Annotated in this window: 10 protein-coding genes; 1 reads left to right on the forward strand and 9 read right to left on the reverse strand. The window is 63.4% G+C overall.

The window, feature by feature from the left end; translation table 11 throughout:
* Window positions 1–62: 62 nt before the first annotated feature.
* The 6 genes from VXM67_RS00135 to VXM67_RS00160 all read right to left on the reverse strand — a co-directional run bounded on the left by VXM67_RS00135 (window position 63) and on the right by VXM67_RS00160 (window position 7,821).
* Window positions 63–890: an ABC transporter permease gene (locus tag VXM67_RS00135; RefSeq protein WP_023382662.1), complete on the reverse strand. Its 828-nt coding sequence runs from the start codon at window positions 888–890 to the stop codon at window positions 63–65.
* 11 nt (window positions 891–901) lie between these two features.
* Window positions 902–2,149, reverse strand: coding sequence for an ABC transporter permease (locus VXM67_RS00140; protein ID WP_023382663.1), 1,248 nt, complete (start codon window positions 2,147–2,149; stop codon window positions 902–904).
* A 138-nt stretch (window positions 2,150–2,287) separates the two neighbouring features.
* A complete protein-coding gene (locus tag VXM67_RS00145; protein ID WP_023382664.1) occupies window positions 2,288–3,322 on the reverse strand; it encodes an ABC transporter substrate-binding protein in 1,035 nt (344 codons plus the stop codon).
* A 40-nt stretch (window positions 3,323–3,362) separates the two neighbouring features.
* Window positions 3,363–4,487, reverse strand: coding sequence for an ABC transporter ATP-binding protein (locus tag VXM67_RS00150; RefSeq protein WP_023382665.1), 1,125 nt, complete (start codon window positions 4,485–4,487; stop codon window positions 3,363–3,365).
* A gap of 306 nt (window positions 4,488–4,793) precedes the next feature.
* Window positions 4,794–5,426: a response regulator transcription factor gene (locus tag VXM67_RS00155; RefSeq protein WP_177325270.1), complete on the reverse strand. Its 633-nt coding sequence runs from the start codon at window positions 5,424–5,426 to the stop codon at window positions 4,794–4,796.
* A 7-nt stretch (window positions 5,427–5,433) separates the two neighbouring features.
* Window positions 5,434–7,821 carry a PAS domain S-box protein gene (locus tag VXM67_RS00160; RefSeq protein ID WP_202675671.1) on the reverse strand — a complete coding sequence of 796 codons (2,388 nt, stop codon included), beginning with the start codon at window positions 7,819–7,821 and terminating at the stop codon, window positions 5,434–5,436.
* A 95-nt stretch (window positions 7,822–7,916) separates the two neighbouring features.
* Here VXM67_RS00160 and VXM67_RS00165 point away from each other — a divergent pair, with 95 nt between their 5' ends.
* On the forward strand, window positions 7,917–8,915 hold the full coding sequence (locus VXM67_RS00165; protein WP_023382668.1) for an alpha/beta hydrolase family protein: 999 nt from the start codon (window positions 7,917–7,919) through the stop codon (window positions 8,913–8,915).
* Between the two features lie 63 nt (window positions 8,916–8,978).
* Here VXM67_RS00165 and VXM67_RS00170 read toward each other — a convergent pair whose 3' ends face one another.
* Genes VXM67_RS00170 through VXM67_RS00180 form a run of 3 tightly spaced genes read right to left on the reverse strand, consistent with a single transcriptional unit; the run spans window position 8,979 to window position 11,420 of the window.
* A complete protein-coding gene (locus VXM67_RS00170; RefSeq protein ID WP_023382669.1) occupies window positions 8,979–9,743 on the reverse strand; it encodes a TerB family tellurite resistance protein in 765 nt (254 codons plus the stop codon).
* A gap of 1 nt (window position 9,744) precedes the next feature.
* A complete protein-coding gene (gene murU, locus VXM67_RS00175) occupies window positions 9,745–10,416 on the reverse strand; it encodes an N-acetylmuramate alpha-1-phosphate uridylyltransferase MurU (RefSeq protein WP_027907301.1) in 672 nt (223 codons plus the stop codon).
* Window positions 10,413–11,420: a phosphotransferase gene (locus VXM67_RS00180; RefSeq protein ID WP_104883188.1), complete on the reverse strand. Its 1,008-nt coding sequence runs from the start codon at window positions 11,418–11,420 to the stop codon at window positions 10,413–10,415. Before VXM67_RS00180 ends, murU begins: the two co-directional genes overlap by 4 nt.
* Window positions 11,421–11,470 lie beyond the last annotated feature (50 nt).

Consider the following 11,470-nt stretch of genomic DNA (forward strand, 5'->3'; position numbering starts at 1 on the left):
TCAACCTGTACCGACCTCTTAACAACTAACGCCGCGAAGAGGTCGGTACCGCCACCCCATGATCAGGCGGGTTGTTGGGTTCTGAGCTTCTCGCTACGCCCACGCAACCACTCCAGGGTCAGCAACAACACTACCGAGAAGGCAATCAGCAAGGTCGCCGCCGCGGCAATGGTCGGGCTCAGGTTCTCGCGGATCCCGCTGAACATCTGCCGCGGCAGGGTCGCCTGCTCGGGGCCCGCCAGGAACAGCGTCACCACCACCTCATCGAACGAGGTGGCGAACGCGAACAGCGCCCCCGAGATCACGCCCGGCGCAATCAGTGGCAGCGTCACACGACGGAACGTCAGCAGCGGCGAGGCGCCAAGGCTGGCTGCCGCCCGGACCAGGTTGTAATTGAAGCCCTGCAGGGTGGCCGATACCGTGATGATCACGAACGGCACACCCAGCACCGCATGCACCAGGATCAACGACACGAAGCTGTTGCCCATCCCCAGCGGTGCGAAGAACAGGTAACTGGCCACACCGATGATCACCACCGGCACCACCATCGGCGAAATCACCAGTGCCATCACCAGCGACTTGCCGGGGAAGTCGCCACGCGTCAGGCCGATGGATGCCAAGGTGCCGAACACCATGGCCAGCACGGTAGCCGCCGGGGCGACGATGATGCTGTTCTTCAGCGCGCGCATCCATTCGGCCGAGGCGAAGAAGTCGTGATACCACTGCAGCGAGAAGCCTTGCAGCGGGTAGACTAGGAAACTGCCGCTGTTGAACGACAACGGCACGATCACCAGCACCGGCAATACCAAAAACAGCAGGATCAGGCCGCAAAGAATGCGCAGGCTGTAGAACCAGACCCGCTCCACGGGCGACATGTAAGGGCTCAGCATGACAAGGCTCCTCAGCTCAGGCGCAGACGGCTGGCGCCGACCAGCCAGCTATAGATCAGGTACAACAGCACGGTCGCTAGCAGCAACAGCCCGCCCAGTGCGGTGGCCATGCCCCAGTTGATGCTGGTGTTGGTATAGAAGGCCACGAAGTAGCTGACCATCTGGTCGTTCGGGCTGCCCAGCAGCGCCGGGGTGATGTAGTAGCCGATCGCCAGGATGAACACCAACAGGCAGCCGGCGCCCACACCCGCGTAGGTCTGCGGGAAGTACACACGCCAGAAGCTGGCGAACGGGTGACAACCCAGCGAGATCGCCGCGCGCATGTAGCTCGGCGAAATGCCCTTCATCACGCTGTACAACGGCAGGATCATGAACGGCAGCAGGATGTGAACCATCGAGATGTATACACCGGTACGGTTGAACACCAGCTCCAACGGCTCATCGATGATGCCCATCGCCATCAACGCGCTGTTGATCAGGCCGCCCGATTGCAGCAGTACGATCCACGCCGCTACCCGCACCAGGATCGAGGTCCAGAACGGCAGCAGCACCAGGATCATCAGCAGGTTGCTTTGCCGGGTCGGCAGGTTGGCCAGCAGGTAGGCCAGCGGGTAGGCCAGCACCAGGCAGATGGCGGTGATCACCACACCCATCCACAGGGTGCGGGCGAAAATATCCAGGTAGATGGCTTGATCGGGGGTGGCCTTGGCCAGTTCACCGAGGTCATCGATACGGTGATCGAGCGAAGCCAGCAGGTAGAACGAGGTGACCGAACTGGTGTTGCGACGGATCGCCTGCCAGTAGGCCGGGTCGCCCCAACGCTCGTCGAGGGCCTGCAAGGCATCTTTATAGGAAGCAGGCTCGGCCTTGAACGGCAGTGCCCGTGCAGTCTTGGCCAACAGGCTGCGGTAGCCGGCCAGCTCCATGTTCAGGCGCTTGGAGAGGTCGCCCAATGTCTGGTTCTTGCGCGATTCGGCCAGGTCCTGACTCAGCGCCTTATAGACGTCCTCGCCAGGCAGGCTCTTGCCGTCCCACTGGCTGATCACCTCGACCGTACGCGGCAGGCCGCCCACCACTTCCGGGTTGCCGACGCTCTTGTACAGCAGCGCCGCAATCGGCACCAGAAACACCAGCAGGAGAAACAGCGCCAGCGGCGCGATCAACGCCTGCGCCTTCCAGCGGTTGACCCGCTCGGCGTGCTTGAGGCGCTGCTTGAGACTTGGACCTGCGCCTTCGTTTAGGGGCACTGCAATGGCCATGGCGAACTCCGCGAAACAGAAAAACGGGGGGCGCTGTCGCCGCCGGGTAACGGCGACAGGTTGAGGCTGTGGTGCAGCCCATCGCCGGCAAGCCGGCTCCTACGGACCTGTAGGAGCCGCGCAGCGGCTCCAAGTCGATTACTTCTTCGCCGCCCAGGCGTTGAAGCGCTGCTCCAGCTGCTCGCTGTTGTCAGCCCAGAAGGCCACGTCGATCTGCACCTGGTTGGCGATGTTTTCAGGTGTGGTCGGCATGTCTTTCTTCACCGCATCGGCCAGCAGCGGTACCGCCTTGGAGTTGGCAGGGCCGTAGGCGATGTTCTCGGAGTAGGTTTTCTGCTGCTCGGGCTGGACGCTGAAGGCGATGAATTTCTTCGCCTCTTCGACGTTCTTGGCGCCCTTCGGAATGGCCCAGGCGTCGAAGTCGTAGATACCGCCGTTCCACACCACCTTCAGGTTGCTTTCCTTCTGCACCGCGGCGATACGGCCGTTGTAGGCCGAGCTCATGACCACGTCACCCGAAGCCAGGTACTGCGGCGGCTGGGCGCCGGCTTCCCACCACTGGATGCTTGGCTTGAGCTGGTCGAGTTTCTTGAAGGCACGGTCCACGCCCTCTTTGGTACCGAGCACCTGATAGACGTCCTTCGGCGCAACACCGTCGGCCATCAGCGCGAACTCGAGGGTGTACTTGGCGCCCTTGCGCAGGCCGCGCTTGCCTGGGAATTTCTTGGTGTCCCAGAAATCAGCCCAGCTGGTCGGCGCGGTCTTGAGTTTGTCGGCGTTGTAGGCCAGTACCGTGGACCACACGAAGAAACCGACACCGCAAGGCTGGATGGCACCCTTGACGTAGTCGCTTTCGTTGCCGAACAGCGCAGGGTCGAGCTCCTCGAACATCCCCTCGTCACAGCCACGGGCCAGCTCTGGCGACTCCACCTCCACCAGGTTCCAGGACACGCTGTTGGTGTCGACCATGGCTTTGACCTTGGCCATTTCACCGTTGTACTCACCCGCAACGATCTTGCCGTTGCCAGCCTTTTCCCACGGCTCGTAGAACGCTTTGACCTGGGCCGCCTTGTTGGCACCACCGAACGACACCACGGTCAGGTCCGCCGCCATGGCCTGGCCGGCGGCGAACAGCCCCAGGGCCAGGGCGGTCAGTTTCAACTGCTTGCGCATTCTTATTCTCTCCACAGTACAGGGTTGGTGAAACACTCCATCAATGGGCTTCGGCAATCGGATCGAGCGCGCGGGCGTGCTCCACCTCCCAGCCCAGCGGTACCACATCGCCCACGGCCAGCGCCGGGTCGAGTTCGGCAATCGGCTGTTTGACGAAAAAGTCAGCCTTGCCGCAAACCTCAAGGCGCACACGCACGTGGTCGCCCAGATAGATGAATTCGGCCACCCGGCCAGAGAAGCGGTTGACACAGCGTTCGCTGTGGCCGTTCAGGCGCACGCGTTCAGGACGGATAGACAGCGTGACCGGCTCGCCGGCCTGGCCGACATTCACCGCCAGCGCCTCGACCCGCTCGCCACGCCCGAGCTGCACCTGGCAACGCTTGCCATCGCTGCCCAGTAACGTGCCGTTGATGCGGTTGTTTTCGCCGATGAAGTTGGCGACGAAGGTATTGCAGGGTTCTTCATACAGGGTGCGAGGGTCGGCGATCTGCTGGATCTCGCCCTGATGGAACACCGCTACCCGGTCAGACATGGTCAGCGCCTCGCCCTGATCGTGAGTCACGTAGACCACGGTCACACCCAGCCGCTGGTGGATGTGCTTGATTTCCATCTGCATGTGTTCGCGCAGCTGTTTGTCCAGCGCCCCGAGCGGTTCGTCCATCAATACCAACTGCGGTTCGAACACCAGTGCCCGGGCCAATGCCACGCGCTGCTGCTGGCCGCCGGACAACTGCCCGGGGTAGCGCTTGGCGAAGGCATCGAGCTGGACCATGTTCAGCACGCGCTTGACCCGCTCGCTGATGTCAGTCTTGCTCAGGTTGCGCACGGTCAGGGGGAAGGCCAGGTTCTCGGCCACGGTCATGTGCGGGAACAGCGCGTAGTTCTGGAACACCATGCCAATGTCGCGCTTGTGTGGCGGCACGTTGTTGATCGAGCGACCGGCCAGCTGGATCTCGCCTGCGGTAGGGGTTTCGAAGCCGGCCAGCATCATCAGGCTGGTGGTCTTGCCCGAACCGGAAGGGCCCAGCAGGGTCAGGAACTCACCCTTGCGGATGTCCAGGTTGAGGTCTTTGACGATCAGCGACTCGCCGTCGTAGCTCTTTTGCACACCACGGAAGCTGACCAGCGTCTCGCTGGTGGCCGCGTTCGAATTCGCCTCGCTCATGCCTGCACCTTCTTGTTGGATGACTGCGTGGATACAGACTAGACAAGGTGCAAGCCCCCGAAAATCGGGGGCACTGAGAGAATGCCATCATCCGGATGGAAGACTTCTTGTAGGGATTGCCCTACAAAGATGGCGGGATTGAGATAGCCCGAAGGCCAAATGCCACCGCTGTGTGGCAGCGAGTCCACCCGCGAAGACGCCAGCCCAAGCGCTACAACACGGCAGGCCAGGCGCTTTTCGCCGGTAAAACCGCTCCTGCAGCGTGCACAGCCGTACCTCGGATCGTTGCTGTCGCAACCAGAACAGTCACAACAGCTTGTGCTCCATGGCGTACTTCACCAGCTCTGCCAGCGAGTTGACCTTGAGCTTCTGCATCAGCCGCGCTTTATGGGTACTGATGGTCTTGCTCGAAAGCGCCAGCTGCTGCGCGATGTCATTGACGTTGGCCCCCTGAGCCAGGCGCTCGAACACGGAAAACTCACGCTCGGAGAGCAACGTGTGCAACGGCCGAGTCTCGGTCAGGCCTACCTCGAACACCATGCGGTCGGCCAGGGCCGGGTCGATGTAGCGCCCACCTCCAGCCACCCGGCGTATGGCAGTCAGCAGCAAGGCCGGGTCACTGTCCTTGGTGGCATAGCCCGCCGCACCGGCCTTGAGCGCGCGCGCCGCCATCTGGGCTTCGTCGTGCATCGACAGCATGAGAATCGCTGGGGCGTCGTTGAGCGCGCGTATCCGCGGGATGGCTTCCAGGCCATTCACACCGGGCATGGAGATATCCAGCAAGACCACCTCGCAGGGGGTATGGCGCAGGGTTTCCAGCAATTGCTCGCCGTTACTGGCCTCCCCCGCCACCTGCATGTCCTTGGCCAGGCCAATGAGCTGCTTGATGCCTTCACGGACAATGGTGTGGTCTTCGGCCACCAACACTCGAATCACGATCGTTCTCCTACTCCAACGGAATGGCCACGCTCAGGCTGGTGCCCTCGCCCGGTTCACTGTCCAGGGTCATGCTGCCACCAAGCATCAGCACCCGCTCGCGCACACCCACCAGACCGAACGAGGTCGGTCGGGCCTGGTCGCGACAAAAGCCCACGCCATCGTCACTGACCGTCATGCGCAACTGCCCTGCTTCGCGCACCAGTTCGATTTCCACGCTGTGCGCCTGGGCATGACGCATGACGTTGGTCAGGGCTTCCTGGAGGATGCGGAACAGCCCTGTGGCTTTGGCATCGCTCAATGCTGGCAGATTATCCGGCACTTGCACCAGGCAAGGTATCTGCGTGCGCGCTTCGAAGCGACGGGCCTGCCACTCGATGGCCGAGGCGATACCGGCATCGAGAATGGGCGGCCGCAAGGCAGTGGCGACATCACGCACCAACTGGAACAACTGGGCAATCAGGCGCTTCATGCTGGCAAGGCGCTCGTTCAGGCCGGGGTCCAGTTCGGCATAGGCCAGTTCGCACATCGACAACTCCAGCTTGAGCACGGTGAGCATCTGCCCCAGTTCGTCGTGCACTTCCCGGGCGATACGCGCCTTTTCTTCCTCACGCACGCTCTCCAGGTGCGCCGACAACTCACGCAGTTGCTCCTGGGACCGCGCCAGGGCCAGTTGGGCCTGCTTGCTCTGGGAAATGTCCCAGACGATGCCGTCCCAGACCACCCGACCACTGGCCAGGCGCCGGGCACTGGCCTTGATGTCGGCCCAACGCTCTTCGCCCTCACGGGTCAGGATGCGCCCTTGCCAGGACCAGTCCTGCCCTGAGGCGATGGCCAGGTCCTGCACCTGATGATAATTCGCCCGGTCTTCTGGATGGACCAGGTTACGCAAGCCCATTTGCGGATGCTGGATCTGCGCGGGCGTATAACCCACCAGCGCCTCGCTGCCCTCGCTGATGTAGGGAAACTCCAGGTCGCCCTCGGCAGGGTCCGGTTCCAGTCGGAACACCAGCCCTGGGACGTTGCCCGCGATACCCTTGAGCCGCGCATCGCTTTCACGCAGCGCCGCCAAGGCGCGATGGCGTTCGGTGACGTCAGCCAGGTACACGACCAAGTACTCGGCATCGCGAAAGCGCAGGAAACTCAGCGACAACTCGACCGGAATCAGGCTGCCGTCGGCATGCAGGCAACGCGTCTCGAACTGCCTGACGCCGCCATCGCCAGCACGCGCCGCCCGCCACAAGTCCAGCCAGCGGTCCATGTTCAGGCTCGGCTCGAAGTCGATCAGCGGACGGTCCAACAACTGTGCCTCGCCATACCCGAGCATGCGCTCGACAGCATGGTTGGCATAGCGGATGTGACTGTCCCAGTTAACCCACAGGATCCCCACCGTGCTTTGGTCGATGGCGAATTGGCTCAGGCGCAGGGCTTCTTCGCGGGTCTGGCGTTGCGCCAGGGTTTCGCGGGTGGCCAGGAGGCTGCGCTCGACCTGGCGCTGCTGGCGACGCTGCCAGGCCAAGGTAGCCAGGGCACACAGCAGCAACAGGCCCAACAGTAATGTCAGGTTCTGCCAGAAGCCGGCCGACTCGCTGAAGCGGGGATACTTGGGCTGCAGCCAGCGCTGGTGCAACTGCTCCAGCTCCTTGGCCGGCATGGCCTGCACGCCGCGTTCGAGCACATCGGCCAGCAGTGGCCAGTCGCGGCGCGAACCGATGCGCAGCAGTTGCGGAAGACCGATATCGCCGACCACCGCCAGCTCGCCGAACTCAGTTTCGCGAGACAGCCGACTGAGCTGGGCTTCATCCACCACTGCATAGCTGGCCTGGCCGCCGACCACCAATTGCAGCGCCTCGCGCTCGTTGGGCACCCCTTGCAGGTTAAGGTTGGTGTAGTTGCCACGCAGATAATCAGCCAGTGCGCTCGGCATGCGTACCGCTACACGCTCATGAGCCCCGAGCTTCTCCAGCTCGACAGCCACTGCGCCGGTACGTGTCCCTACCACCAGTTGCGGCACACGCATGTAGGGGTCGCTGAACAGCCACAAGCGCAGGCTTGCCGGCGTCTGGGTCAGGCCGGGGGCAAAATCCACCTCGCCGGCCTGCAGGGCATGCTCGAGACTGGACTGGTCGGGGAAGTTGCGCCAGGTCAGATCCAGGCGCAGCGCTTGCGCCAACCCGTTCACCAGTTCGACGTTGGCCCCATACAGTTGCTGCAGGCGCCGGTCGAACTGGGCATAGGGCGCCTGCAGCACAATGCCGACCCGCAGACTGCGATGGGCCTCGAGCCATTGCTGCTGGGCCGGTTCCAGTGCCACCGGCGCAGGCGCCTGTGACCCAGCAAAGGCGATCAAGGGCAGCCATAACCAGCCGATAACCAACAGGCGACGCACTCGCTTCATCTACACGCTCGTCTTGGCAAGGGCGGCCATGCAGCATGGCCGTCGCGGGCAAATACTATTAGGCTGCCGGGATCATTCTGGCCTTGGGTTGATTCATGTCCACACTTTATCGCACGACGCTGGCAATGTGCTGCCTGGCCTCGCTTCTACCGTTCGGCGCCATGGCAGCCGACGCCGAACAACCGCAGGCCGCAACCGAAACGCCGGCCACCGCCGCCTCGCGCGCCCCCTTGCTCGAACGCAGCCAGGAAGATGCCCTGGCCCTGGAGCGCCTGGTGCCCAAAGCCGAACAACGCACCTTGCAAGCGGGTGCGGACAGTTTTCTGGCCCTTTGGAAACCGGCTAACGACGGTGACCCACAAGGCGCGGTAATCATCGTACCCGGTGCCGGCGAAACGGCCGACTGGCCCAACGCGGTGGGGCCGCTACGGCGCAAGTTCCCGGATGTCGGCTGGCACAGCCTGAGCATTACCCTGCCAGACCTGCTCGCCGACAGCCCGTTGGCACGGGTCGAAGAAAAGCCGGCCACCCCCGCTGAACAAGCCAAGGGCGAAAGCGCACCGGCCAAGGCCACACCAGACGATGCCAATGCCAACGTCGCCCAGGCCACCGCAGCCGACGCCGACACCGCTGAAAGCACCAATGCCGAAGAGGCCGACCAGCAGGCCGATGTGGCTGACGCCGAGCGCATCTTCGCCCGCCTCGACGCTGCGGTGGCTTATGCACAGCAGCAAAATGCCCGCAGTATCGTACTGATCGGCCATGGCAGCGGGGCATATTGGGCGGCGCGCTACCTGAGTGAAAAACAACCACCCCAGGTGCAGAAGCTTGTAATGGTTACGCCGCAGACACCGGCGCGAGTCGAGCACAGCCTGGACAGCCTGGCACCGAGCCTGAAAGTACCGACCGCCGACCTTTATTACGCTACCCGAGCCGGCGACAGTCGGGCCGCCGCACAGCGTCTGCAGGCGAGCAAGCGGCAGAAGGACAGCCAGTACCGACAGTTGACGCTGACGGCGATTCCGGGCAACCAGGCAGCCGAACAGGAGCAACTGTTCCGACGGGTGCGCGGGTGGATCAGCCCACAGGAGTGATCAGCCCAGGCCATTCTGCCCTATCGCCGGCAAGCCGGCGCGGGGTCTTTGCAGGATTGGGCGTCAAAGCCCGCGGCGCTTGCGAATCAACGCATAGGCCAGGTGCAGCTCGCGAGTTCGCTCGGTCGCTTCACGCACCTGGGCCGGGCTGGCTCCGCTGCCTGCCAGTTTGTCCGGATGATGCCGGCTTACCAACCGACGGTACGCCTGCTTGACCTGCGCGCCTTCGGTGTCGGCCTCGACCCCCAATAGGCGCAGGGCCGCCGCATACGTCATGGCGCCACCCTGGACACTGGATTTACGCGGCTCGTACTCCAGCGACATCGCCTGTACCTGACGCCGGCTAAGCCCCAGCTTCTGGCCCCAGTCCAACAACAAGTCACGCTCGCGCTGACCGGCCTTGCCATCGGCCCAGACCATTCGCCAGCAGGCGCGCAACGTACCTTCCGCCGCATGCGGCTGCTCGCGAATACGGCGCAGGTGCCCCGCTAGCCGGTCTTTGCCGGACTTACCCCGGTTGAACGCAGCGATGGCGCGCAATCTGGCGGGTTCAGCCAAGTCCAAACGCACCATTTCTTGTCGCGCTTGCTGAATGTGCTGCTCCGCCACCCGGCCATCGCTCTTGGCCAGACGCCCAAGCAGAACGAACAACAACTCCTCATCACGCAAGGCCGGGCGGCCACCCAGGCGCTCGCGCATGTCCTCCCAACCTTGCAAACGCAGGCGCCGGTCCATGGCCTGGCCCAGCAAAGCCCCCAGCAAGGCACCGGGAATGCTGGCCACCGCAAACCCGGCCCCAGCCCCTATCACCGTGCTCGGCCACCACATGTCAGGTGCGCTCGAGGATCAGACGCTCGGCCTCGGCAAGGCGCTCGCGGGTGCCCACATCGACCCAATGGCCAGGGTGATGCTCACCACTGACCTTGCCCTGGCCCATGGCCTGGCGCAACAGCGGGGCGAGCTTGAACGCGCCCGGCTCGCAACCGTCGAACAGTGCCGGTGCCAGTACCGAGATGCCGCTGAAGGTCAGCGTTCCGGGCGCGTCGTCGCCATCGACCACCTGCTCGCCTACCAGGCGGAAGTCGCCGCGCCCGTGATGGCCAGGGTTGTCGACCAGCACCAGATGCGCCAGGCCCTGCAGCGGCGCTCGCAAGCGCGCGAAGTCGTAATCGGTCCACACATCGCCGTTGACCAGCAGGAACGGCGCTTCGCCCAACAGCGGCAAGGCCTTGAAGATACCGCCCCCAGTCTCCAACGGCTCGCCCTCGGGCGAATAACGGATACTCAGGCCAAATTGACGGCCATCACCCAAATGGTTTTCGATTTGCTGGCCGAGCCAGGCGTGATTGATCACCACCTCGGTGAAGCCGGCGGTCGCCAGGGCGCGCAGGTGGTACTCGATCAGAGGCTGGCCGGCGACCGGCAACAGGGGCTTTGGCGTATGCAAGGTCAGCGGACGCATCCGCTCACCCTTGCCAGCCGCCAGGATCATTGCCTTCATGCACGCGCTCCGGCTTTCAGTTCGGCGATCAGCTCACCCAGTTCCGCCAATTCGGGCCGGCGACCAATCACTTCCTCTATATAGGCGAAGAAACGCGGAACGTCGGCCAGGTAGCGTGGTTTCCCGTCACGATGGCAAATCCGCGCGAAGATACCGATCACCTTGAGGTGGCGCTGCACGCCCATCAGGTCACTGGCGCGCTGGAACGCCTCGAACGAATCCTGCACCGCAATACCCGCGGCCCGCGCTTTCTGCCAGTAGTCGCGCAGCCAGCCCTCTACCCGGGCCTGCGGCCAGCTGAGGAAGGCATCCTTGAACAGACAGGTGATGTCATAGGTCACCGGACCGTAGACCGCGTCCTGGAAATCCAGCACACCAGGGTTCGGCTCGCTCTGCATCAGGTTGCGTGGCATGAAGTCGCGGTGCACCAGCACCTTTGGCTGGGCCAGGGCACTGTCGATCAGCATCTGGCTGACGCGCTTCCAGGTAGCTTGTTGGGTTTCATTGAAGGCAAGCCCCAGCTCACGCCCCACGTACCACTGCGGGAACAGTTCGACTTCACGGCGCAGCAAGGCATCGTCATAGCTCGGCAGCGGTGCATCCATTGGTAGGCGCTGGAAGGCCAGCAACGCGTCGATGGCGTCGTGGAACAAGCTGTCGGCGTTATCGGCGTCGATGACGTCCAGGTACGTCTGACGGCCCAGATCGCCCAGCAGCAGGAAGCCACGCTCCAGGTCTTCGGCGTGAATCACCGGCACATGGACATTGGCGCTGGCCAGCAAGTGGTCGATGGCAACGAAGGGCCGGCAATTTTCCTGCGGCGGTGGCGCATCCATGATCACGAAGCTCTGGCCCGCGCCCTGCCAGCGGAAGTAGCGGCGGAAGCTGGCGTCGCTGCTGGCGGCGGTCAGGCTGCCCTCAGCGGCGTTGATATGGAAAAGTTGTTCGAGCTGCTCGGCGAGCCAGACAGTCAGTTGTTGCAGGCGTACATCGTGATCAGGCATTACAAGGGTCTCCGACGGCCCTAGCCGTCAAGCGGGTCATGCTTTATTAT

Origin of the sequence: Pseudomonas sp. Rh2, from assembly GCF_040762985.1 — a bacterium.
Taxonomy (GTDB): domain Bacteria; phylum Pseudomonadota; class Gammaproteobacteria; order Pseudomonadales; family Pseudomonadaceae; genus Aquipseudomonas; species Aquipseudomonas taiwanensis.